A 24,330-nucleotide genomic window follows, 5' to 3' on the forward strand; every position below is an offset into this window, starting at 1 on the left:
CATGTCGTTACCGCCGCATTCTTCATCCCGTATCCCTATGTTGGACTTCGCCCGTGGCCTGGCGATGCTCGGCATTCTGTTAATGAATATTGTCTCGTTCGGCCTGCCGCACGCCGCCTACCTCAACCCAGCGTGGCAGGGGCCGCCTTCCACAGCGGATGCCTGGACGTGGGCGCTGATGGATATGCTGGCACAGGGAAAATTTCTCACCCTGCTTGCCTTGTTGTTTGGTGCCGGATTGCAGCTGTTGCTCAACCGCGGCAAACGGTGGATCCACGCGCGCTTGTTCTGGTTGATGGTGTTTGGTCTGTTTCACAGCATCTTTATGTGGGACGGTGACATCCTGCTGGATTATGGCCTGATCGGCCTGGTGTGTTATGGCCTGTTGCGACACGCCGACAGTACCCGCATGTTGCTGCGTACCGGTGTGGTGTTGTACCTGATGGGGCTGGCGATGTTGGTGGTGTTGAGTCAGGTGCTCAGCCCGGACGGCGGTAGTTTCTGGCAGCCGGGGGCGGCCGAGGTCAGTTATGAAGCCTGGTGGCTGGCGCAAGGTGGGGCGGAAGCCTGGCGTAATCGACTGTCGCTGCTGAATGAAAGCCTGCTGTCGTTGAGTATCCAGTATGGCTGGTTGCTGGCGGGGGCGATGTTAATGGGGGCGGCGCTGATGCGCAGCGGCTGGCTAAGAGGGCAGTTCAGCCAGCGGCATTATCGCCGCGTTGCGTTATGGTTGCTGCCGTTGGCGTTGTTGATTAATGGGTTGGGTGTTGTCGCACAATGGCAACTGCAATGGGACTACCGCTGGTGCGGCTTGCTGTTACAAATCCCGCGGGAAGCGGGTGCCCCCCTGCAGGCAATTGCGTATCTGGCACTGTGTTACGGCTTTTGGCCGACATTGGCGAACTGGCGGCTGACTCGCTGGATTGTTGATGTCGGGCGTATGGCGTTAAGTAGTTATCTGTTACAAACCCTGATTTGTACCACGCTGTTCAACCGCTTCGGTTGGTTTATGCAATTGGATCGCTCACAGCTCCTGCTGGTGGTGCCTGCGGTATGGCTCTGTAATCTGCTGGTGGCTCGTTTCTGGCTGAGAACTTTCCGTCAAGGGCCCGTAGAGAGCATTTGGCGCTGGCTGACGGCTCGGGTTGCCGGGCCGGTTTCAGCGCCATCGACGCGTGAGTCCTGATCAGCGGGATGTTGACGGTGACGGTTTCTGCCGTAGCGGTGGCTCTACGCGTGAATCCTGGTCACTCATGAATTCCGGTGGCACCGCCGGGTAACTGGGTTCGTCATCCGAAATCTTGTACTCGGACGGAATCGGCACCTGCGGCCCCAGAAAGCGTGGCTCACGCTTGAGAATATAGAGATCGAACAGGGTGCCCAAACGGGCACCGAATTCCCGCATTCGTACCTGCCAGATATCCTTGGGTGACGGCACCGCGAAGCACTGTGCCTGAATGCCTTTGTGCAGCGCGATAAAGAGCGCCCGTTCACAGTGGAATCGCTGGGTAATAATGGTGAAGTCGTTGGTATCGAACACTTTGCGGGTTCGCACGATGGAGTCCAGCGTGCGGAATCCGGCATAGTCCAGCACAATATTGGTGGGCGGCACCCCGGCGGCGATCAGGTCGCGCCGCATGGTCATAGGTTCATTATAACTTTGTTGGGCATTGTCACCGCTCAGCAGCAGGTAGCTGACCTTACCACTGTTGTAGGCGTTGAGCGCGCCCTGAATCCGGAACAGATAATACTGGTTGATAACACCTGCGCGATAATATTTGGCGGTGCCTAATACTACCCCCACCTGACGTGGCGGCAGATCCTGCACATCCTCGTAAATGTAGGGCGCGGTGCGCCAGCTGATACAACGATCAAGCAGAAAAGCGCCGCAGGCCATCACCAGAATGGCGGTGAAAAGACCGAATATCAGGCGTTTCCACATGCTGCTGCCTTTGTCCGCATGGAGTAAATAGTCATGAGGCAAGGCTACTTGAGGTGTCAGAGCGACGCAAGGTGAACTGTCCGGAAGCGATAAACGTTGCTGGTTTTTTGGTCAGGATGGCAGGGGGAAAGCACCAGTCGGGTTATTAACCCGACTGGTTGAGACGGTATCAGACCAGGCTGCCCCACAGGTCGTATTCGTCAGCGTATTCGATTTTCACGGTAACCAGGTCGCCTACTTTGACTCGGTTTTCGCCGTTCAGGTAGACGGCACCGTCGATCTCCGGCGCATCTGCCATACTGCGGCCAATCGCGCCTTCTTCGTCGACTTCATCGATCAACACTTTCAGTTCGCGGCCCACTTTGGCTTGCAGACGCTGGCTGGAAATCTGTTGTTGTATCTGCATGAAACGGTGATAACGTTCTTCTTTCACCGCTTCCGGCACCTGATCCGGCAGGTCGTTTGCTGCCGCGCCTTCTACCGGGCTGTAACGGAAACAGCCTACGCGATCCAACTGCGCTTCCTGCAAGAAATCCAGCAGCATCTGGAAATCGTCTTCGGTTTCGCCGGGGAAGCCGACGATAAAGGTTGAACGCAACGTCAACTCCGGGCAAATCTCGCGCCAGCGCTTGATGCGTTCCAGCGTTCGTTCCACCGCACCGGGGCGCTTCATCAGCTTGAGGATTTTCGGGCTGGCGTGTTGCAGCGGAATATCCAGATACGGCAGCACCTTACCGGCCGCCATCAGCGGAATAATCTCATCTACATGCGGGTAGGGATAAACATAGTGCAGACGTACCCACAGCCCCAGTGTCGACAATTGTTCGCACAGGCTGACCATGCTGGTTTTCACCGGTTGCCCGTTCCAGAAACCGGTACGGTGCTTGACGTCGGCACCATAGGCAGAGGTGTCCTGGGAGATAACCAGCAGTTCCTTCACGCCTGCATCCGCCAGTCGTTTAGCTTCATCCAGCACGGAACCGATTGGACGGCTGTCCAAATCGCCGCGCATCGACGGAATGATACAGAAGGTGCAACGGTGATCGCAGCCTTCGGAAATTTTCAGATAGGCATAGTGGCGTGGGGTCAGTTTCACGCCTTGTGCCGGAATCAAGCTGGTGAACGGGTCGTGTTCCGGCTTGGGGACGTAGTGGTGCACATGGTTCAGCACCTGCTCGTAGCTGTGCGGACCGGTGATCTCCAGCACGTTGGGGTGCACTTCGCGAATCTGATTCTCTTTTGCGCCCAGACAGCCGGTGACAATCACCTTGCCGTTCTCATTGAGCGCTTCACCAATCGCTTCCAGTGATTCCTGCACCGCACTGTCGATGAAACCGCAGGTATTGACGATCACCAGGTCGGCGTCATCGTAGTTTGGCACCACCTGATACCCTTCAGTACGCAGTTCGGTCAGGATGCGTTCAGAATCCACCAGATTTTTCGGGCAACCGAGGCTGACAAAGCCAATCTTGCGGGACAGGTCTTTGCCGACACCACCGGATTGATCGCCCAAGGCTTTTTGCGGAGCCGATAGCGTGGTGGTCTGGGATGGATCGAAGGTGTTAACAGTCATAGCGTCTCATACGTCGGTTTGGGGCGGAAAAATGCGGCGGATTATACCTGAATCATCGCCAGGAAACAGTCCCGTATGATTATAAAATAATCAGCAAGAACCGCGAACCGGTGACCGGCCCGGTTTGGGGGAACAGGATGCAAATTTGAGTAAATTTTACCTGGCAGTTTGGTTCAACATGCTATTTAGTTTTACGTTCTATGTCGTTTTACATGTGGTGGTTTTATCGCCACACCTATAACAGGGAGAACCTGCATGTTTTTTCCCCGCATTCGTCTTCTTACCCTGCCGTTGCTGGCGGTGGGCTGGTTATATTCCATGAATCTGTTTGCCGCACCAACCGTCACGGTGTTGCAGGATAATCTTAATCATCCGTGGTCGCTGGCGTTTTTACCGGATGATCAGGGATTGTTATTGACGGAGCGATCCGGCCAGTTGCGGTACTGGCAGGCTGGTAAAGGGCTGTCGGCACCTATCGACGGCGTTCCGGCGGTGTTTGCCCGTTCACAAGGCGGCTTGCTGGATGTGGTACTGTCACCGAATTTCCGGTTGGATCGCCGCGTATACCTGAGTTATGCCGAACCGGGGCCGGAAGGGCTGGCAGGCACGACGGTGGGATTTGGCGTGCTGTCGGATGACCTGCGGCAGTTGAATAACTTCACCGTGATTTTCCGGCAACTGCCGAAGCGTTCGACCGGTGCGCATTTTGGTGGGCGCATGGCGTTTGACCGAGAGGGGCATCTGTTTATCGCACTGGGCGAAAATCAGCAGCGTATGCTGGCTCAGGATCTGGGCAGCCTGCAGGGCAAACTGGTGCGCCTTACCCCCGAAGGCGAAGTGCCGGTGGATAATCCGTTTGTTAACCACTCCGGTGCCAGGCCGGAAATCTGGTCCTACGGATTGCGCAATCCACAGGGATTGGCGTTGAATCCGTGGTCCGGTGATATCTGGGAAAGTGAACACGGACCACGCGGTGGTGATGAAGTGAATATCCCCCGGCCGGGCGAAAATTACGGCTGGCCACTGGCGACCTACGGTATCGATTATTCAGGGCAAAAGATTACTGAATTTCAGGGAACGGAAGTCGCTGGCACGGCCAATCCGGTCTATTACTGGAAAGTGTCGCCCGCCATCAGCGGGATGGCATTTTATAACAGTGGTCGTTTCCCAGCCTGGCGGCATTCGTTATTCATTGGTGCATTGGCCGGTACGAGTCTGATCCGGCTGTCACTGGAAGGGGATCGGGTTGTGGCGGAAGAGCGTCTGCTGGCGGAGAGAGAAGAGCGTATCCGTGATGTGCGGGTGGGGCCGGATGGCTATCTTTATGTGCTGACCGATCAGGATAACGGTAAATTGCTGAAAGTCGGGCTAGCGGAGTGATGACTCCGGTATAACGGAGCACCCGGATGGGTGCTCCGTGCAAAATTAGGTTAGTGGCAGCATCACGGTCTGACGGAATGCGTCTCGTTCGGTTAACTGCTGATACCAGCGTTCCAGATGCGGACGAGGCTGGCGGCTAATCGGCAGGTTAAACCAGCTATAAGCGATGCACCCTAACGGAATGTCGCCAATACCGAATTCATCACCGGAAAGCCAGCGCTGTTTTGCCAGCACCTCATCGGCGATAGCAAACAATTTTTCGCATCCGGTGATACCGGTTTCGACATCTTGCATATTGCGTTTTTCCGGCGCGGTGCGCACCAGGTTGATAAAGACCTGCTTGTAAGGCTCAGTGAACCCCGCAGCCCAATCCAGCCATTTATCGATACCGGCCTGTGTCTTCGGGTCGTGATGCCAGAAGCGGTCCTGACCGTATTGCGCAGCGAGGTAACGCACGATGGCATGAGATTCCCACAACACCAGGTCGTCATCCTGTAGGCAGGGCACCAGCCCGTTGGGGTTCATGGACAGATAGTCCGGGTCACGGTTGCGGCCGAATTGCCCGCCCGCTGGCACCAGTTCATACGCCAACCCGAGTTCTGCCGCACACCAGCGTGCCTTCTTCACATTGGTCGAATTTTCACGACCCCAGATTGTCAGCATCACATCACTCCTTACCGTTGGTTTTTTACGCAATGACGTCGTGGTTATCATACCGCCTGACGCTCATGTGCATGTCAGTGCTTTAATAACGCGGTTATCACTATACCCATAGCCGTGGAGGGATGTAACCGCTTCTGAGGTGGCGATTTATTCGTCATTCTGTGTAACAGACAGACAGGAAATATTGATATAGCTTTTTTCTATTTACCAATCAGACTGATATTTCCAATAATAACCGCTATTTATTAGCAGACGGGATAACTATTACATGACATTAACCCATAGTATGACATTCACCCATTCGATTCGCGCCGTGCTGACGGTCGCGCTTTTGGCTTCTGGGACCTCGCTGGCGCTGGCGCAGAGCGACCCGCACACTATCGTATTTGGCGTGGCACCTGGGCCATACGGGGATATGGTGAATCAGGCCATTAAGCCGGAATTGACCAAAAAAGGTTACAAGGTGGTGGTGCGTGAATTCAGCGACTACGTGCAGCCCAATCTGGCGCTCTCTAACGGCAGCATTGACGCTAACCTGTTCCAGCATACGCTGTATCTGGAAAAATTCTCCGCCGACAAAGGGCTGAAACTCACGCGTCTGATCACGGTGCCGACCGCCAGTATGGGGTTCTACTCCCGTAAAATTACCTCGCTGGATCAACTGAAGAAAGGCGATGTGATCACCCTGTCCAACGACCCGACCAATCTGGCGCGTGGCTTGCGTTTCTTGCAATCGTTGGGGCTGATCACCATCAAACCGAATATCGATCCGACCAAAGCATCGGAAAAAGATATTCAGGACAACCCGCGTGAACTGGTGTTCAAGCCACTGGAGGCGGCACAACTGCCGCGCACGCTGGATAGCGTGACCGCGTCGCTGGTGAACGGCAATTTTGCCATCGCCGCCGGGCTGAAACTCTCCTCCGCGTTGAAGCTGGAAACGCTGGATGAAAACCTGAAAAACGTGATTGCGGTACGTACCGATGATCTGGACAAGCCGTTTGTGAAAGAGATTAAAGCGGTGGTGGAGTCCCCGGCGTATGCTGCGGTGATTAACGATCCGGCGACAATGTTTAGCCAGTTTCAGCGTCCTGACTGGATGACGGCACAAACACCGGTGGCAGCCAAATAACACCCACCTGAAGCTGATGGTGACTGAGGTATGACGCTATCGCAGTACGTCGATTCAGAATAAGGGTCGCGTAGTTTCAGTATGAGCCGGTCTTCGACCGGCTTTCTGTTTTTCTTCTATTGGTTATCAGGAGTCATGCGGATAATGATTCAATTAGAAAATATCTGCGTAGCATTTCCCCAGGAAAAAGGCGCGAGTGCGCGTGTAGTGGATGATGTCAGCCTGCACATTCGCCAGGGAGAGGTGTACGGAATTGTCGGAGCCAGTGGGGCGGGGAAAAGTACGTTGCTGCGCACCATTAATCTGTTGCAACGCCCGGTTTCCGGCCAGGTGCGGGTCAATGGCGTGCAGGTCAGTGACCTGAGTGGTCAAGCGCTGCGTACCGAGCGCCAGAAGATTGGTATGATTTTTCAGCATTTCAATTTGATGCAGACGCGCACCGTGGCGCAGAACGTGGCATTCAGCCTACGCGCCGCCGGTAAACCGACATCGGTTATCGATCAGCGGGTTCCGGAAATTCTGGCGCTGGTCGGGCTGGCGGATAAAGCAGAGGCCTATCCTTCACAGTTGAGCGGCGGCCAGAAACAGCGTGTGGGCATCGCCCGTGCTATCGCCAATCACCCGGACGTGTTGCTGTGTGATGAGCCGACGTCGGCATTGGATCTGGAAACGTCGTCGGCGATTCTGGCGTTGCTGAAAGAGATTAATCAGAAGCTGGGTATCACTATCGTGTTGATCTCCCACGAAATGAGTGTGATCAAGGCGATTTGCGATCGGGTGGCGGTGATGACCGGCGGTCGTGTCGTGGAGGAGGGGGATGTGTTCGATATTTTTGCCACGCCGCAACATGCTTTTACCCGGCAACTGGTGTCGCATACCCTCAATCTGGAACTACCGGCACGGTTGAAGGAGGAACTGCGTGGCACCTTGCTGAAAATCCTGTTCATTGGCGAGTCGGCCGAGCAACCGGTGCTGTCGGATGTGGCGACCCGATATGGCGTATCGGTCAATATCCTGCACGGTAAAATCGAGTACATCGGTCATCGGGCGTTAGGCATTCTGGTCGCGCTGCTGACCCATCCCAACGACGAGCAGGTCGTGGCGGATGCGGTGAAACATATTCAACAACGCACGGCTCAGGTGGAGGTGCTGCATGGCTGATTTGCTGGTCGATCTGTTCAATGCTTTTGGTGAAACCTTCCAGATGGTAGGGATTTCGACACTGTTTGCCCTGTTGGGCGGCTTACCGCTGGGATTCCTGATCTATGTAACCGACCGACATCTGTTCTGGGAAAATCGGTTTCTCTATTTGTTCGGTACGGTGCTGGTGAATATCATCCGTTCGATTCCGTTCGTCATTTTGCTGGTACTGTTGTTGCCGCTGACCCAGTTCCTGCTGGGGAATACCATCGGTCCGGTAGCGGCGGCGGTGCCGATGTCAGTGGCGGCCATTGCGTTTTACGCACGTCTGGTCGACAGCGCCCTGCGTGACGTGGATCCGGGAATTGTTGAAGCGGCGGAAGCGTTTGGTGCCAGTCCGTTGCGTATCATTTGTACGGTGCTGTTGCCGGAAGCTCGCGCAGGGTTGCTACGCGGGTTGACCATTACGCTGGTCAGTCTGATTGGCTACTCTGCAATGGCCGGGATTGTCGGCGGTGGTGGTGTGGGCGACCTGGCGATTCGTTTCGGCTATTACCGCTACGAAACCCAGGTGATGGTGATGACGGTGATTGCGTTGGTTATCCTGGTTCAAATCGTACAAACGTTCGGTGACTGGCTGGCAAAACGGGCAGACAAACGCGAACGTCGTCGATAATTAAACATTACTGGATAATCTACTTAGTAACCAGGCCGCGGATATCGTTCTACCGCGGCCTGGAAAATAAGTTTTCGTTATGCGAAAAATGATATTATTCTTTCTGCTACCTGTTTTGCGGCTTTTCTGTTTTCGAGGTCAAGGAAGTGGCCCGCTTCAGGAATCGTACTGAATTCGCAAACCCTGATATATTTTTCCATTTTCTTGATATCGTCAGCGGTAGTGTACTCGTCATTTTCGCCGTTCAGGAAAAGCACTTCAGCATTAATGTCTTTGAATATCTCGATATACTGCTCTTCCTTGAGTGTGAGTACCTGATCAATATGGAAGTTGACCTGCTGGAACGCAAATTCGCTCATGGAAGAAATGTGTTTCAGATTAATGTGCTTTAATAAAGGCGGCAGGAATTTACCCACTTCATTATTGAGCAGCTCTGCTGCATTTTCGAATTCTTTCGAGTGAATATAATGCCTTGCGCGTTGGATATAATCCCGCATCTTGTCGTTAAGATGCGCAGAGAATGACGCGATTACCGCTTTCTTGATGTGTTTGGGCTTGTTTGACAGCGCAAGCATTGAAGACAGGCCACCCCACGAAATCGACAGGATATGGTCTGGTTCAAATGTGTCAATGAGATGAAGCAAAATGTTGACTTCATCATTTTTTGTTATGACTCTATCCAGCGTATTGTGAGGCAGGGATTCACCGATAAATGGCAAATCAAAAAGAATGATATTAAACCTGCCGGACAGGTTTTTGACGGTATTTTTGAATGCTGCTGTTGTCGATAGTGCTCCGTTAACCATAATAATGGTTTCATGTGCAGGATCGGAAATATGCTTTTCAACATATATTTTCCATGAGTCATATGTGACAATGCATTTTTCTATGGACATGATAAATTCCCTTTTGTTTGCCCGGCCAAGGCATGGCGCTATCGTTAGATCGTTTCTATTTGTGAGTTTTAACCGAATTAATAATTCTCCCTCTGAAAAAAATGAAGGAAAACCGGTTCCATCCTTGTTATTAATATATTGACATGATTAATTTATCACATTATTTGGGATGAGATAAATGCCACTTTATTTATTCGCAGCATTAAGCTTTCCAAAAAGAAATAATGGATTAAAAATGTTGACTTAAGCAGTATGTGAAGATGATTTGGTAAGTAATTTTTATGATTTCGACAGGTGTGCCGGTGCGGGCAAACTTTGGTGGTGTAAACAGGGGCATTATCGCCTGTTAGTAGTGAATCTGACTGTGCTTTTGGGTCAGATTTGGCTGATTTTTTATTTTCTTTGACGAACTTTACAGAGTGAATGATTTTATTCTCAGGTATGGCGGGCTACCTTAGTACAGGTCGGACTGGGTAAACCTTTTGATCCTCTTCACTTTTAACCATTTATGGGCAGCGCGCATGAAGATAGTGACACCTCTCATTTCCTGGGGGCGGCTGGTCGTGGTCGCCGCCGCAGTGCTGATGATGGCTTCGCCGGTACTTCGAGCTGAGCAGATGCCGCCTCCGCCGCAAATCGAGGCTAAAGCCTTTATTCTGATTGACTCCGCCAGCGGGCGGGTACTGGCTGAGTCGAATGCCGATGCCCGGTTGGATCCCGCCAGCCTGACTAAAATCATGTCCAGCTATGTGATTGGGCAGGCCATCAAAGTGGGGAAGATCACGCCGGAAGACAAAGTCACCGTGGGGAAAGACGCCTGGGCTACTGGTAACCCGGCGCTGCGCGGTTCATCGCTGATGTTCCTCAAACCGGGTGATCAGATTGCGGTGTCCGATCTTAATAAAGGCATTGTGATTCAATCCGGCAACGATGCCAGTATCGCACTGGCGGATTATGTTGCTGGCAGTCAGGATGCGTTTGTCAGTCTGATGAACCAATACGCTGCCAGGCTTGGGTTGACGAATACCCATTTTCTCACTGTTCATGGGCTGGATACGCCAGGGCAATACAGTACCGCGCGCGACATGGCGCGCCTGACGCAGGCGCTGATCCGCGACGTGCCCAGCGAATACGCGCTGCACAGTGAAAAAGAATTTACGTTCAATAATATCCGCCAGCCGAATCGTAACCGCCTATTGTGGAGCAGCAATCTGCGTGTGGATGGTGTGAAAACCGGGTATACCGATGGGGCGGGGCACAGTCTGGTGGCGTCCGCTGTTGAGGGTGACATGCGGCTGATTTCGGTCGTGCTGGGTGCGCCGTCCGACGCGGTGCGCTTTCGGGAAAGTGAAAAGTTGCTGACCTGGGGATTCCGCTTCTTTGAAACCGTGACGCCAGTGCGTAGTGATACGCCATTCACCACGTCGCGGGTATGGTTCGGCACGGAAAAACAGGCCAGGCTGAGTGTCGCGCAGGATGCCGCACTCACTGTACCGAAAGGGCAAATGAAAAATCTGAAGGCCAGTTTCACGTTGGCGCAGCCACAATTGCGGGCACCGTTGAAGAAAGGGCAGGTGGTCGGCACCATTGATTTCCAACTGGATGGCAACAGTATCGGCCAGCGCCCGCTGGTGGTGATGGAGGATATACCGGAAGCCGGTTTCTTCAGCCGGTTGTGGGATCGCGTGCTGATGACGCTGTCCGGTTGGTTGGGCGGGTTATTCGGTTAACCGGCTTTGAACGTGAGCGGATGGCCTTGTCGGGTCATCCGCCGGGTGGACCGCGCTAGTCTCTGGGGGTTAGCAACCGAATGTTGTTAGCTTTGAGATAATGTGTGCAGCCAGCATCTGGTGTGCGATTGGTAATCACCGTATCAAATAAGGTCAGCGCACCGATGCGTGCCGGTTTGCGTTTGCCGAACTTGCTGCTATCCGCCACCAGAATCACTCGTTGGGATAACGCCATCGCGCGGTGTTTCATCGCCAACTCAGCGAAGTTAAAACAGGTGGCACCGGCCTCTGGGTCGATTCCTCCCGCTGAGATGAATGCTTTGGTCGGGCAGATCTGATCCAGTTCATGCTGGCGTCCCAGCGGAGTGAAAATAGCATTGTCAGGATGGAATTCCCCACCGCATAGGATTACCCGGCCGTTCGGCTTGCTCTGTAATGCCAGAAACGTGTTGAGCGAATAGCAAATACCGGTGAACGGCAGATCATCGGGAATAGCGGCAATGATAAAAGGAATGGTGGTGCCGCAGTCAAAAAACACGGTATCGTTCGGTTCGATGCAGGCGGCGGACAGTTCGCCCACGATACTTTTTTCCACCACGTGCTTGGTCTGCTGGTCGGAGACAAAATAACTGGTTGCGCCGTTGGTTTTCAGGTCACAAACCACGTAGCCGCCTAACAGCACGACCGATGCTTCCGGTTGAGCGTTCAGGTCGCGTCGGACGGTCATCTCTGAGACGCCGAGCAGAAGCGCTGCTTCTTTCAGGTGCAGTTTATCGGCCTTTTTTAAAGCCTGAGCCAGTTTGTTGAGCCGTGCTGCACGACGCGTTTCCATGTTTTTCCTCGATTATGCCTGTCAGACGTGCCCCGATGCAGGATCTCCACCATGCACTACGCCATCCTTCATGGCAATTGCCTGAATGGTGATACGTGATGGGGGTGAAAGTGAATGCACCGGGGATGGTTAACCGCAGGCCATGTGCGCTGACTGCTCAGCAGATGGGACATTAATATAACCTTCATGAAAGGTGGGGCGCAAATCCATCATGAAAATGTTATAACGCACCGGACCTTATTAGATCGGCTAATTAACGTAGATAAAACAATGGGAAATTGTGTGGCGGGGATGGATGACAACAGCGGTCGCCATTAAAGCCATTAAAAAAGAAAATGCCCGTCGCTCTTGAACCTAACCGGCGTGAACGACGGGCTCCTCAATTCAGGGATATCAAAGAAAAGCAGTGGCACTTATTCAGACTTTACCTCTGGAAAAAAGTTCTGCGCTTTTCGAAAAAAAAATTGACGTTGATTTACAAACCGACTCAACCGGGCAGTTGCGGCCAGATGATCACAATCAACGACCCGGCCAGCGTCAACAAGACGTTGGCGATGGCGTAAGTACCGGCGTAGCCCAATGCCGGAATATTACTGCGAGCGACATCGCTGATGATCTCCATCGCCGGGGCACAGGTACGTGCGCCCATAATGGCGCCGAACAGTAATGCCCGGTTCATGCGCAACACATAAGCGCCAAACAGAAAACAGATGACGACCGGCAACAGGCTGACGAGCAGTCCGGACAACACCATCTGGATGCCGATGTCGCCGAAGCTATGGTTGATAGTGCTGCCAGCACTGAGCCCGACACCGGCCATGAAAACCATCAAACCGAACTCTTTCACCATATTCAGCGCACCCTGTGGGATGTAACCGAACGTCGGGTGGTTAGCGCGCAGAAAACCGAGCATGATGCCGGAAAACAGCAGGCCTGCCGCGTTACCGATGCCGAAAGAGAAATTGCGGAACTGAAAAGTGATCAGCCCCACCATGATGCCGATGATGAAAAAGGCGCAGAAAGCCAGCAGGTCGGTAACCTGGCTATGAATGGAAATAAACCCGATGCGGTCAGCGATGCTTTTTACCCGGCGAGCGTCACCGCTAACCTGTAAGACGTCGCCTTTGTTCAGCACCACACCGTCGTCGATCGGCATTTCAATCTGGCTGCGGACGATGCGGTTGAGGAAGCAACCGTGGTCGGTCAATTTCAGTTGGCTCAGGCGTTTACCCACGGCGTTGTGGTTTTTCACCACAATTTCCTCGGTCACGATCCGCATATCCAGCAGGTCGCGCTCAAACACTTCCTTGCCATCACGGAAATTAGGATTGAGGCGGGCGTGAGCGTCCGGGTAGCCCACCAGTGCGATTTCATCGCCTAATTGCAGTACGGCATCACCATCCGGCGTTGCCAGAATGCCATTGCGGCGGATACGCTCAATGTAGCAGCCGGTTTGACGGTAAATGCCCAGTTCGCGCAGGTTTTTGCCGTCAGCCCAGGCCACCAGCTCAGGCCCGACCCGGTAGGCGCGAATGATTGGTAAGTAGATCTTGCGCTGACTGTCGGCATCCAGCCCACGTTCGCGAGCAATCTGTTGGGCGCTGGTTGGCAGATCCTGATGTTGCAGTTTGGGCAGATAGCGGGCACCGAAAATCAAACTGACCAGGCCTATCAGGTAGGTCAACGCGTAGCCCAGGCTCAATTGTTCCTGCGTCATCGCGAGCTGTGGTCCGAGACTGATGGTGTTGCGCAGCGTATCCCCGGCCCCCACCAGCACCGGTGTTGATGTCATGGCACCGGCGAGCATACCGGCAGTCAGGCCGATTCCCCAGCCGAATACCTTGCCCAGCACCAGCGCGATCAGCAATGCGCTAGCGACCATCACCAGCGCCAGCATCAGGTAATTTTTGCCGTCACGAAAAAAAATTGAGAAAAAATTGGGCCCAGCTTCTATGCCAACGCAGAAAATAAACAGCATAAAGCCGAGGTTGAGCGCGTCGGTATTGATAGCGAAATGCTGTTGCCCGAGTAACAACGACACCACCAGAACGCCAATAGAATTGCCGAGTTGAACCGAACCAAGCCGCAATTTCCCCAGACAAAGACCTAAACAGAGAACCACGAACAGCAGCAGAATGTAATTCCCGTTTAACAAATCAGCGACGTTTATATTCATGGAATGTAACTTGTTGTTTACTGGTAAATTATTGATATAAAAAATAATTTAGACTAAATTTACCCCATTGCAGGGGTTCCGGCCATGTCTGGACGACAACATGATGATAAGAAAGGCTTGACCCTGTTACTCATTATCCGGCAATGCCCCGAAATAGCGGCGGCATCGTCTGGTATGGCAACGCCATTTTAGTGATTTCTCCAGCGGACAACCAGCTGATGATGCTGATAAATCATCTCATCGCTGGCTTTTCGTCCCATCAGGGATACCGGCCGCGGCATGATTGATATGGGCGACGATCGTCACCCGTCATGCGTGGTTTCAGTCTATTTCGGGGAGGCTCACATGACAGGAAACAACAGAGGGTGGCTGGGCGTGGTCAGCTGTTTTGTCTTGTTTACGCTGGTGTTTCTAAGTCAGAAACTGCGAATTGTCGGTACGTCACTGGAAGACGGTTTCCGGGGCGACCCTGGGATGCTGCTGTTTTTGCTACCGGGGATGGTATCGAGCTATCTGTCGCGTAACCGGCGATTGCATTATCCCCTGATGGGTGCGTTGGTGGCGATGCCGGTCTGCTTGCTGGTGCTGCAATTGTGGCAGTTTTCCAGTTTATCCTTCTGGCAGGAGCTGGCTTATGTTAGCAGCGCGGTGTTCTGGTGCTTGTTGGGGGGGCTGATGTATCTGTTCTTGCGAGCGGTCAGTCGACACTATTTTCACTAGGCTATTCTTGCTGGTGAGGTTTCTGGCTGTGCTCTCTGTGCGATAAAGAGAACGGCTTACTTTTGCAGGCGGGGAAGTAAAAATCCGCCTTGATTAAAGGCGGATTTTTGCCAGTAACCGGGATTACTGGAACAAATTTTCTCTGGCGTAGGCTTCGAAGTCGGTGCAGCCGCCAATGTGTTTTTCATCCAGGAAAATCTGAGGAACGGTTTCCACCGGTTTACCGACCGTTTTGGACAAGTCAGCTTTGGTGATGCCTTCCGCGTGAATGTCAACGTAACGGTAATTGAAATCGTCACGCTCTTCGGTCAGTTTTTCTGCCAGATCTTTGGCGCGGACACAATAAGGGCAGCCGGGGCGACCGAAAATAACAGCGTACATGTGAACTCCTTACGTTCTAATTTTTCCGGGTTGCCCTGTCATCAGGGAATACCCAGGTTGTAAACGGTTTCTCGTCAACCGCGTTACTATTTAGTATAGCCAACCGCGCTACTATGCCTGCAATCAGGGGTGATCTGAAGCAGTCATTGCCTGTCATAACGATTAGTGTCATCTATTGCAAACCGGTTTAACGCCAAATATGGCCTAAAATTACTGGCGGCCTGATGGTCCGATACCATACGCGTCATACGTCAGGTTGCAGCCAACGCGCGGCGCTGTGCACCCGCAGAGGGGGCATCCTGCAACGTAGATTATTTAGGGTATACTTGCCACTTAATGCCGAAAGGTATGCCGATGGTCGTTTTATCAACAGAACGGCGACACCGGGTGGCTGTACGCCGGTATTGCGCTTGTCTGCCAGCGTTTCGCGTCGGAAAGCGCAACCGGTGTTATGTCATCTCAACATTATGTTTCAGGGATATTCAACGTGACGCCAACCATTTCACTGTTATGCCAGCACCGCTCTATCCGATCGTTTACCGAGCAGCCGCTTAGCGATGAGCAGCGCGGTGCCATCATCGCCGCCGCGCAGAGCGCGTCCACCTCCAGTTTCCTGCAATGCAGTTCGATTATCCGTATTACCGAGCCTGCATTACGCTCACAGTTGGTGCATCTGACCGGCGAACAGCCTTGGGTCGGGCAGGCCGCGGAGTTTTGGGTGTTCTGCGCCGATTTTCATCGCCATCAGCAGATTTATCCGCAAGCGGAACTGGGGCTGGCCGAACAGTTGTTGCTCGGTTGTGTCGATACCGCGCTGATGGGGCAGAATGCGCTGGTAGCCGCCGAATCGTTGGGATTGGGCGGTGTTTTCATTGGCGGTGTGCGCAATCAGATTGCCGAAGTAACCCGGTTGCTGGCGTTGCCGCAACAGGTATTGCCGCTGTTTGGCTTGTGTCTGGGGTATCCGGCCGCGCAGCCTGATCTCAAACCGCGTCTGCCTGCGGCACTGGTGGTGCATGAGAACCGCTATCAGCCGCTGGATCACGCCGTACTGGCGGAATATGACCAGCATATTGTCGAGTATTATCGCCACCGCGACAGCAATCAGCGTATGGAAAGCTGGAGCGACCAAATTCGGCGTACCCTCAGTAAGGAACGTCGTCCATTCATGCTGGACTACCTGCGACAGCAGGGCTGGGCCACCCGATAGCACCGGAGCGCTATGAAAATCGCTATTCTGTCACAGGACGGTTCTCTCTATTCCTGCAAGCGGTTATGCGAAGCGGCGGAGGAACGGCAGCACAGTATTGAGGTGATCAATCCGCTGTCGTGCTATATGAACATTAATTCGGCCGCGCCGTCCGTTCATTATCGCGGGCGTCAGTTAGCGCAGTATGACGCCGTGATTCCGCGCATCGGCGCTGCGATTACCTTTTACGGTACGGCCGTGTTGCGCCAGTTTGAAATGCTGGGCAGCGTCGTACTGAATAACGCGATGTCGGTGATTCGCGCCCGCGACAAACTGCATTCACTACAATTGCTAGCCCGGCAGGGCATTGATTTGCCGATTACCGGTTTTGCGCACTCGCCGGACGATACCGCCGATCTGATCAAGATGGTCGGTGGCGCGCCGCTGGTGGTGAAACTGGTGGAGGGCACGCAGGGTATCGGCGTAGTACTGGCGGAAACCCACCAGGCGGCGGAAAGTGTTATTGATGCCTTTCGTGGCCTGAACGCTCACATTCTGGTGCAGGAATATGTGCGTGAAGCTCACGGCAAGGATATTCGCTGTCTGGTGATCGGCGATCGGGTGGTGGCGGCGATTGAGCGACAGGCTAAACCGGGCGACTTTCGCTCTAACCTACATCGGGGTGGGTCAGCCAGCCGGGTACGGATCACGCCGCAGGAGCGCGCAATTGCGGTCAAAGCCGCAAAAACATTGGGACTCAATGTGGCGGGTGTTGATATACTGCGGTCGGCGCGTGGGCCTCTGGTCATGGAGGTCAACGCGTCGCCCGGGCTGGAAGGCATCGAAACCGTCACCGGGCTGGATATCGCAGGGATGATGATTGACTACATTGAACACCATCACCGTGCGGCATCTCGTTCGGTCAGGGCAGGGTGAATGCCTGGCGCGGACGCAGTCTTTTGGGCGCGTAGCCGCGTGCCGAATGGTCAGTCAACGATGAGGATTGACCCTCTATTCCTGGGTTAGGCATTGCGTAGGTCAGGATTTTTTATCATCCATGAAATATGAGGCGGTCAGATGGATTCAATCATCGTCCCTGATTTGAATTTGCTTCGGCGGTGGCTGGATCAACTGGGCATCATTTACTTCGAGTGCGACTCTTGTCAGGCTTTGCATCTGCCGCACATGCAGAATTTTGATGGCGTGTTCGACGCCAAAGTCGATATGGCTGACAGCGTGATCCTGTTCTCTGCGTTGGCGGAAGTGAAACCGACCGCCTTGATTCCGCTGGTGGGTAACCTGAGCCAGATCAACGCCAGTTCGTTGACTGCCAAGGCCTTTCTCGATATTCAGGACGACAACCTGCCTAAATTGATCGTCTGCCAGACATTCAGCGCCGGTGCCGGTATCACGCTGGAGCAGTTCCGCCATTTCATGCAGCAGGCTGAGGAGCAGATCTCCATGGTGATCATGGAAGCCAGTGCCAATAATCTGCTGTTTTTAGGTGATGAGGAAGAGAGCCCTGCTGAGCGTTTTAATACCTCAAGCCTGCACTGATCGCGTTATGTATCAATAGCCGACCATCAGCTTTTCTTATTTTATAAAACCGCATTTAATGCGGTTTTTTATTGTCTAAGCCAGATGTTTTCCTGCGTTTGTCGTTTCAGGACGCAGCACATAGATAGATTGTGAATAAATAATCGATAAAACCTGTTTTTTGTATTCCGGTATGGTACGGGCGTAACAGTGCGGTTATGCTTTATTTCTGTATGGTTCAGATAATAACGTCATGGTCGGCTGTGTTTTAACGATGAAAAAGCGGGTGCATAGCCATTCATCGTGTCGTCGTTCTGAGCCTGGAGAAACAGCGAGCGGTGTTGTTTCCAGGCACCGTGCATTCACCCCCCTATATTTACCCCTGGTATGGAGGAAGGAACGGATGTTCACCCAACGTAAAAAATGGCTTTCGGGTGTGTTAACCGGCTTAATGATGGCCGCGTCCGTCACCGCGTCTGCGGAAGAGAAAACGCTGCACGTCTATAACTGGTCTGATTATATCGCGCCGGATACGCTGGAAAATTTCCAGAAAGAGAGCGGTATTAAAGTCGTGTATGACGTGTTTGACTCCAACGAAGTGCTGGAAGGCAAACTGATGGCCGGCAGCACGGGGTTCGACCTGGTAGTACCTTCCGCCAGCTTCCTGGGGCGTCAGATCAGTGCCGGTGTCTTCCAGCCGCTGGATAAGAGCAAACTGCCGAACTACAAAAACCTTGATCCTGAGCTGATGAAGCTTATCGAGGAACATGATCCGGGCCATAAATATGCCGTACCGTATCTGTGGGCTACCACCGGTATTGGTTATAACGTGGATAAGGTCAAAGCGGTTCTGGGTAAAGATGCGCCGGTCAACAGCTGGGATCTGGTGCTGAAACCGGAAAACCTGGAAAAGCTGAAGAGCTGCGGCGTTTCCTTCCTTGATGCACCGGCTGAAATTTATGCCACGGTGCTCAACTATCAGGGTAAAAACCCGAACAGCACCAGTGAGGCCGATTACACCAAAGATGCGACCGACCTGCTGTTGAAATTGCGTCCGAGCATCCGTTACTTCCATTCGTCCCAGTACATCAACGATCTGGCCAACGGCGACATTTGCGTGGCTATCGGCTGGGCTGGTGACGTCATGCAAGCGGCCAACCGTGCGAAAGAAGCGAAAAACGGCGTGAACATCAGCTACAGCATTCCGAAGGAAGGGGCGCTGGCGTTCTTTGACGTGTTCGCGATTCCGAAAGACGCCAAAAACCTGGATTCAGCGTATCAGTTCCTCAACTATCTGCTGAAGCCGGAAGTGATCGCCAATGTCAGTAACCACGTGTATTACGCTAACCCCAACAAGGAAGCGACCGCGCTGGTGAAAGAGGAAGTGCGTGACAACCCGAACATTTATCCGCCTGCGGATATTCGTGCCAAGCTGTTTACGCTCAAGGTGCAATCACCGAAAATCGATCGCGTGATTACGCGTTCGTGGACCAAGGTGAAAAGCGGGAAATAACCGCCACCTTTGATTCCACTTCATGCGACAGGCGGGTTAATCCCGCCTGTTTGTGCTATTTGTATTAGTGTCGTAGCCATGTGGCTACGACTTTGTTCTGCTTCTGCCGGAGAGCAATATTAAGTGAACGAAGCGATTCCCCGCCCCCAACCCAAGCCTCAGAAAGCGGCCACACCGTTGCTGGAAGTGCGCAACCTGACTAAATCCTATGACGGCCAGTTCGCGGTCGATGATGTCAGCCTGACCATTTATAAAGGCGAGATTTTTGCCCTGTTGGGTGCCTCGGGGTGTGGTAAATCCACACTGCTGCGTATGCTGGCGGGGTTTGAACAGCCTAGCCAGGGTCAGATTGTGCTGGACGGGCAGGACCTGTCTCTGGTGCCGCCTTACCAGCGCCCGATCAATATGATGTTTCAGTCTTACGCGCTGTTCCCACACATGACGGTGGAGAAGAATATCGCCTTTGGCCTGAAACAGGACAAGCTGTCGCGCGGTGAAATCAAAGATCGCGTGGAAGAGATGCTGACGTTGGTGCACATGCAGGAGTTTGCCGGACGCAAACCGCATCAGCTTTCCGGCGGGCAGCGTCAACGCGTAGCGCTGGCGCGCAGCCTGGCCAAGCGTCCTAAACTGCTGTTGCTGGATGAACCGATGGGCGCGCTGGATAAAAAACTGCGTGACCGTATGCAACTGGAAGTGGTCGACATTCTGGAGCGGGTCGGGGTGACCTGCGTAATGGTGACACACGATCAGGAAGAAGCGATGACCATGGCGGGCCGTATCGCTATCATGAACCGCGGTAAATTCGTGCAGATTGGTGAGCCGGAAGAGATCTACGAAAACCCGAACAGCCGGTTTAGCGCCGAGTTCATCGGGTCGGTCAATATGTTCGAAGGATTGCTTAAAGAGCGCCAGGACGATGCGCTGATTGTGCAGAGTCCGGGGCTGGTGCACCCGCTGAAGGTCAACTCCGATGTTTCGGTGGTGGACGGTGTGCCGGTGTACATCGCGCTGCGTCCGGAAAAAATCATGCTGTGCGACGAGGTGCCAGCCGATGGCTGCAACTTCGCGGTAGGCGAAGTGGTACACATCGCTTATCTGGGCGATCTCTCGATTTACCACGTGCGGTTGAACAGCGGTCAGATCATCAGCGCCCAGTTGCAAAACGCCGACCGTTTCCGCAAAGGTTCGCCGACCTGGGGGGATGAAGTCCGCCTGTGTTGGGATGCGGACAGCTGTGTGGTGTTGACGGTATAACGGGGGAAGACGCAATGGCGATGTTATCTGAACAACATGAACCGCCGGGCCAGCCGATGAGCCCGTTGCGCGCCACGCTGGCGCGGCTGCGTCTGGCGCATGGCCGCAAGCTGGTGATCGCGCTGCCGTATCTGTGGTTATTGTGCCTGTTTATGCTGCCGTTCCTGATCGTATTCAAGATCAGCTTTGCGGAAATGGCACGCACCGTGCCGCCTTACACCGACCTGCTGGAGTGGGCGGAGAACCGCCTGCAAATCAGCCTGAATATCGGCAACTACCTGCAACTGCTGTCCGACCCGCTGTACATCGACGCTTACCTGCAGTCGCTGAAGGTGGCGGCGATTTCCACCCTGTGCTGTCTGGTGGTGGGGTATCCGATGGCCTGGGCGGTGGCGCACAGCAAGTCGTCTACCCGCAACATTCTGCTGCTGCTGGTGATTCTGCCGTCATGGACGTCGTTCCTGATCCGCGTGTACGCCTGGATGGGCATTCTGAAAGACAACGGTATTCTGAATAATTTCCTGATCTGGTTAGGGGTTATCGATCAGCCGCTGGTGATTTTGCATACCAATCTGGCGGTGTATATCGGTGTGGTCTACTCCTATCTGCCGTTTATGGTGCTGCCGATCTACACCGCGCTGACCCGCCTCGATTACTCACTGGTGGAGGCATCGCTGGACTTGGGCGCTCGCCCGGTAAGAACCTTCTTCAGCGTGATTGTGCCGCTCACCAAAGGTGGCATCATCGCCGGGTCGATGCTGGTGTTTATTCCAACCGTCGGCGAGTACGTCATTCCTGAGTTGTTAGGCGGGCCGGATAGCATCATGATCGGTCGCATCCTGTGGCAGGAATTCTTTAATAACCGTGACTGGCCGGTGGCGTCGGCGGTGGCGATGGTGATGCTGTTCCTGCTGATTGTTCCGATCATCTGGTTCCACAAACATCAGAATAAAGCGGCGGAGGATCAGGCATGAATAATTTACCGGTCGTGCGTTCGCCGTGGCGGACACTGATTCTGGTGCTGGGATATAGCTTCCTGTATGCGCCGATGCTGATGCTGGTGATTTACTCCTTCAACAGTTCCCGTCTGGTGACGGTATGGGCAGGGTGGTCTACCCAGTGGTATCGCGCGCTGTTTGAAGATTCAGCCATGATAAGCGCGGTGATGCTCAGCCTGACCATTGCGGCGGCCTCGGCCACTATGGCGGTGGTGCTGGGCACGCTGGCGGCGGTGGTGATGGTGCGTTTTGGCAATTTCCGCGGTTCTAACGGGTTTGCTTTTATGCTGACTGCGCCGCTGGTGATGCCGGATGTCATCACCGGGCTCTCGCTGCTGCTGCTGTTTGTGTCGCTGGCGCAAGCCATTGGCTGGCCTGCCGAGCGCGGTATGCTGACCATCTGGCTGGCGCACGTCACCTTCTGTTCGGCGTATGTCACCGTGGTCATCAGCGCGCGTCTGCGCGAGTTGGATCACTCGATTGAAGAAGCCGCGATGGATCTGGGCGCGACGCCGCTGAAAGTGTTCTTCATCATTACCGTGCCGATGATCGCTCCAGCACTGGTGTCTGGTTGGTTGCTAGCCTTTACGCTGTCACTGGATGATCTGGTGATTGCCAGTTTTGTCTCCGGTCCTGGTGCCACCACCTTGCCGATGCTGGTCTTTTCCAGCGTAAGAATGGGCGTTAACCCGCAGATTAACGCACTGGCATCCCTGATATTGTTGGTGGTAGGCATTATTGGTTTGATTGCCTGGTGGTTTATGGCCAGGGCGGAAAAACAACGTCAGCGCGATTTGCAAAAAGCGAGACGTGGCTGACGATAACGCGGTTCCCGCCCGGTATTTGCCAATTCTCAGCGCGCCGCCATACTTTCTGGTGGCGCGGTGATTTCAGGGGGAACGCAATCATACTGTACGGTAAACGGGAACTGCTGCGGCGGGGGCTGTTCGCTCCAGTCGCGATTATGGTAGCGGGGTCGGCGATTATCGCTACCCGCTGTCTGGGGATTGTCCTGACCATCAGCGAGCTGGGACTGAGCGGCTTTGGCGGCTGGCTCAGCAGCAGCGCTAAACAGTGGGACAGCACGCTGGTGCTGCTGGCTGCGTTGCTGGTGGTGTGTCTGGAAATCCGCTGTGGGTTTGCGGTGCTCAGCGGGTTGAACTGGGGACGTTGGTGTTTCCTGTTAACCCAGTGCCTGGTGACGGTTTACATGCTGGCCGCATCGCTGGTGGAGTTTCTGCCGCCGATCTTTCATGTCAATGGCGATGGCGTCGGTGAAATCCTCAACCATCTGCTGATGCAGCGGTTGCCGGATTTTCTGCTGATTTTGCTCCTGTTCCTGCCCCGACGTAGCCAGCGTTTTTTTACGCGGCATCCCTAACTTTCCCGCACGGGGGTGATACAATCAGCCCCCTTTTGATGTTGACGACAGATTTCAGATTTTCCATGCAATGTGCCCGCTATAACGACGGTTCGTGCCGTTCCTGCCAATGGCTGGAAATCGCCTATTCGCAGCAGGTGAGCGATAAGCAGCAACACCTGATCGGATTGCTGTCCGCCCATCCGGTTCAACAATGGCTGACGCCGGTAACCTCGGCGGACGTCGCCTTTCGCAATAAAGCCAAGATGGTGGTCAGCGGCAGTGTAGAACGCCCGCTGTTGGGGATGCTGCACCGTGACGGTTCGGCGGTGGATCTCTGCGACTGTCCGTTGTATCCCGACAGCTTTGCGCCGGTATTCGCGATACTGAAAGCGTTCATCGCCCGTGCCGGTTTAACCCCCTATAACGTCGCTCGGCGGCGGGGGGAATTGAAATACCTGTTGTTGACGCAAAGCACCCTGAGCGGCCGCTTCATGCTGCGTTTTGTGCTGCGATCCGAAACCAAGCTGGCGCAATTGCGCGCCGCGTTGCCCTGGCTGCAACAGCAGTTGCCGCAACTGGCGGTGATATCGGCGAATATTCAGCCGGTTCATCAGGCGATACTGGAAGGGGAGCAGGAGATTCCGCTGACGGAAGCGCAGGCGCTGGAAGAGCGTTTTAATCAGGTGCCATTGTATATCCGGCCGCAAAGTTTCTTCCAGACCAACCCGCAGGTGGCGGCGGCGCTGTATGACACCGCGCGGCAGTGGGTGTCAGCGTTGCCGGTCCACAGTCTGTGGGATCTGTTTTGTGGCGTAGGCGGATTCGGCCTGCATTGCGCCAGCCCCGACACGCCGCTTACCGGTATTGAGATCAGCCCGGAAGCCATCGCCTGTGCCCGGCGTTCAGCGGCGCAACTGGGGCTGACAGCGGTCAGTTTTGCCGCGCTGGATTCCACCTGCTTCGCTGTGGGTGAGGCTCAGACGCCGGACCTGGTGATCGTCAACCCACCCCGGCGCGGTATTGGCGCTGAATTGTGCGATTACCTGAGCCACATGGCACCGCCGTATCTGTTGTACTCCAGCTGCAATGCCGAGAGCATGGCGAGAGACATTGCGCGCCTGCCGACGTATCAAATACAGCAGGCGCAGCTATTCGACATGTTCCCGCATACCGCGCATTACGAGGTGCTGGTGCTGTTGCAACGGCGCGTTTAACTGATACCGGCAGCAACCC

General features: G+C 54.1%; 23 protein-coding genes. 16 read left to right on the top strand and 7 right to left on the bottom strand.

All coding sequences use genetic code 11. From position 1 onward, the window contains the following. Position 1 precedes the first annotated feature (1 nt). The gene (gene yeiB, locus OB87_RS05085) at positions 2 to 1,186 is read left to right on the top strand and encodes a DUF418 domain-containing protein YeiB (RefSeq protein ID WP_033568351.1); all 1,185 of its coding nucleotides are present in this window, start codon (positions 2 to 4) and stop codon (positions 1,184 to 1,186) included. Here the strand turns inward: yeiB and sanA are convergent, their stop codons facing one another. Together sanA and rimO are read right to left on the bottom strand one after the other, a co-directional pair. Beyond that, the gene (gene sanA / locus OB87_RS05090) at positions 1,187 to 1,942 is read right to left on the bottom strand and encodes an outer membrane permeability protein SanA (RefSeq protein ID WP_033568352.1); all 756 of its coding nucleotides are present in this window, start codon (positions 1,940 to 1,942) and stop codon (positions 1,187 to 1,189) included. A 169-nt stretch (positions 1,943 to 2,111) separates the two neighbouring features. After that, positions 2,112 to 3,515 (bottom strand): 30S ribosomal protein S12 methylthiotransferase RimO, encoded by a 1,404-nt coding sequence (gene rimO, locus OB87_RS05095; RefSeq protein WP_167334381.1) that lies wholly within the window; start codon positions 3,513 to 3,515, stop codon positions 2,112 to 2,114. A 255-nt stretch (positions 3,516 to 3,770) separates the two neighbouring features. On the opposite strand from rimO, the gene OB87_RS05100 reads away from it, so the two are divergent. Then, on the top strand, positions 3,771 to 4,895 hold the full coding sequence (locus OB87_RS05100; protein WP_033568353.1) for a PQQ-dependent sugar dehydrogenase: 1,125 nt from the start codon (positions 3,771 to 3,773) through the stop codon (positions 4,893 to 4,895). Positions 4,896 to 4,940: 45 nt separating this feature from the next. On the opposite strand, the gene OB87_RS05105 is transcribed toward OB87_RS05100, so the two are convergent. Then, on the bottom strand, positions 4,941 to 5,558 hold the full coding sequence (locus tag OB87_RS05105; protein WP_033568354.1) for a glutathione S-transferase family protein: 618 nt from the start codon (positions 5,556 to 5,558) through the stop codon (positions 4,941 to 4,943). 286 nt (positions 5,559 to 5,844) lie between these two features. On the opposite strand from OB87_RS05105, the gene OB87_RS05110 reads away from it, so the two are divergent. The 3 genes from OB87_RS05110 to OB87_RS05120 all read left to right on the top strand — a co-directional run bounded on the left by OB87_RS05110 (position 5,845) and on the right by OB87_RS05120 (position 8,506). After that, entirely contained in the window at positions 5,845 to 6,690 is an 846-nt protein-coding gene (locus OB87_RS05110; protein WP_033568355.1) for a MetQ/NlpA family ABC transporter substrate-binding protein, read from the top strand. Between the two features lie 144 nt (positions 6,691 to 6,834). Then, the gene (locus tag OB87_RS05115; protein ID WP_033568356.1) at positions 6,835 to 7,851 is read left to right on the top strand and encodes a methionine ABC transporter ATP-binding protein; all 1,017 of its coding nucleotides are present in this window, start codon (positions 6,835 to 6,837) and stop codon (positions 7,849 to 7,851) included. Then, positions 7,844 to 8,506, top strand: coding sequence for a methionine ABC transporter permease (locus OB87_RS05120; protein ID WP_033568357.1), 663 nt, complete (start codon positions 7,844 to 7,846; stop codon positions 8,504 to 8,506). Before OB87_RS05115 ends, OB87_RS05120 begins: the two co-directional genes overlap by 8 nt. Before the next feature lie 77 nt (positions 8,507 to 8,583). Here the strand turns inward: OB87_RS05120 and OB87_RS05125 are convergent, their stop codons facing one another. Then, a complete protein-coding gene (locus OB87_RS05125; protein WP_033568358.1) occupies positions 8,584 to 9,402 on the bottom strand; it encodes an alpha/beta fold hydrolase in 819 nt (272 codons plus the stop codon). A 521-nt stretch (positions 9,403 to 9,923) separates the two neighbouring features. On the opposite strand from OB87_RS05125, the gene OB87_RS05130 reads away from it, so the two are divergent. Continuing rightward, entirely contained in the window at positions 9,924 to 11,132 is a 1,209-nt protein-coding gene (locus OB87_RS05130; RefSeq protein ID WP_033568359.1) for a serine hydrolase, read from the top strand. Positions 11,133 to 11,187: 55 nt separating this feature from the next. On the opposite strand, the gene deoR is transcribed toward OB87_RS05130, so the two are convergent. After that, positions 11,188 to 11,964, bottom strand: a complete 777-nt coding sequence (gene deoR / locus OB87_RS05135; protein ID WP_033568360.1) for a DNA-binding transcriptional repressor DeoR — start codon at positions 11,962 to 11,964, stop codon at positions 11,188 to 11,190. A 487-nt stretch (positions 11,965 to 12,451) separates the two neighbouring features. Beyond that, entirely contained in the window at positions 12,452 to 14,140 is a 1,689-nt protein-coding gene (locus tag OB87_RS05140) for an aspartate:alanine antiporter (RefSeq protein ID WP_033568361.1), read from the bottom strand. Between the two features lie 345 nt (positions 14,141 to 14,485). On the opposite strand from OB87_RS05140, the gene OB87_RS05145 reads away from it, so the two are divergent. After that, the gene (locus OB87_RS05145) at positions 14,486 to 14,860 is read left to right on the top strand and encodes an inner membrane protein YbjM (protein WP_033568470.1); all 375 of its coding nucleotides are present in this window, start codon (positions 14,486 to 14,488) and stop codon (positions 14,858 to 14,860) included. Between the two features lie 123 nt (positions 14,861 to 14,983). On the opposite strand, the gene OB87_RS05150 is transcribed toward OB87_RS05145, so the two are convergent. After that, the gene (locus OB87_RS05150; protein ID WP_033568362.1) at positions 14,984 to 15,241 is read right to left on the bottom strand and encodes a GrxA family glutaredoxin; all 258 of its coding nucleotides are present in this window, start codon (positions 15,239 to 15,241) and stop codon (positions 14,984 to 14,986) included. Positions 15,242 to 15,728: 487 nt separating this feature from the next. Between OB87_RS05150 and nfsA the strand changes: the two genes are divergently transcribed. The 9 genes from nfsA (at position 15,729) to rlmC (ending at position 24,311) form a co-directional block, all read left to right on the top strand. Next, complete coding sequence (gene nfsA, locus OB87_RS05155; RefSeq protein WP_033568363.1) at positions 15,729 to 16,451, top strand: oxygen-insensitive NADPH nitroreductase; 723 nt, start codon at positions 15,729 to 15,731, stop codon at positions 16,449 to 16,451. A 12-nt stretch (positions 16,452 to 16,463) separates the two neighbouring features. Continuing rightward, a complete protein-coding gene (rimK, locus tag OB87_RS05160; RefSeq protein WP_033568364.1) occupies positions 16,464 to 17,366 on the top strand; it encodes a 30S ribosomal protein S6--L-glutamate ligase in 903 nt (300 codons plus the stop codon). 141 nt (positions 17,367 to 17,507) lie between these two features. Continuing rightward, the gene (locus tag OB87_RS05165) at positions 17,508 to 17,987 is read left to right on the top strand and encodes a YbjN domain-containing protein (protein WP_033568365.1); all 480 of its coding nucleotides are present in this window, start codon (positions 17,508 to 17,510) and stop codon (positions 17,985 to 17,987) included. A 382-nt stretch (positions 17,988 to 18,369) separates the two neighbouring features. Next, entirely contained in the window at positions 18,370 to 19,479 is a 1,110-nt protein-coding gene (gene potF, locus OB87_RS05170; RefSeq protein WP_033568366.1) for a spermidine/putrescine ABC transporter substrate-binding protein PotF, read from the top strand. Between the two features lie 123 nt (positions 19,480 to 19,602). Then, positions 19,603 to 20,736 (top strand): putrescine ABC transporter ATP-binding subunit PotG, encoded by a 1,134-nt coding sequence (gene potG, locus OB87_RS05175; RefSeq protein ID WP_033568367.1) that lies wholly within the window; start codon positions 19,603 to 19,605, stop codon positions 20,734 to 20,736. Between the two features lie 14 nt (positions 20,737 to 20,750). Beyond that, on the top strand, positions 20,751 to 21,710 hold the full coding sequence (gene potH / locus OB87_RS05180) for a putrescine ABC transporter permease PotH (protein ID WP_033568368.1): 960 nt from the start codon (positions 20,751 to 20,753) through the stop codon (positions 21,708 to 21,710). Next, positions 21,707 to 22,552: a putrescine ABC transporter permease PotI gene (gene potI, locus OB87_RS05185; RefSeq protein ID WP_033568369.1), complete on the top strand. Its 846-nt coding sequence runs from the start codon at positions 21,707 to 21,709 to the stop codon at positions 22,550 to 22,552. The genes potH and potI overlap by 4 nt, the downstream gene beginning before the upstream one ends. Before the next feature lie 146 nt (positions 22,553 to 22,698). Then, positions 22,699 to 23,115, top strand: a complete 417-nt coding sequence (locus OB87_RS05190; protein WP_235425239.1) for a YbjO family protein — start codon at positions 22,699 to 22,701, stop codon at positions 23,113 to 23,115. Positions 23,116 to 23,180: 65 nt separating this feature from the next. Then, positions 23,181 to 24,311 (top strand): 23S rRNA (uracil(747)-C(5))-methyltransferase RlmC, encoded by a 1,131-nt coding sequence (rlmC, locus tag OB87_RS05195; RefSeq protein ID WP_033568370.1) that lies wholly within the window; start codon positions 23,181 to 23,183, stop codon positions 24,309 to 24,311. Positions 24,312 to 24,330: the final 19 nt, after the last annotated feature.

It is taken from the genome of Dickeya undicola (assembly GCF_000784735.1).
GTDB classification, from domain to species: Bacteria; Pseudomonadota; Gammaproteobacteria; order Enterobacterales; family Enterobacteriaceae; genus Dickeya; species Dickeya undicola.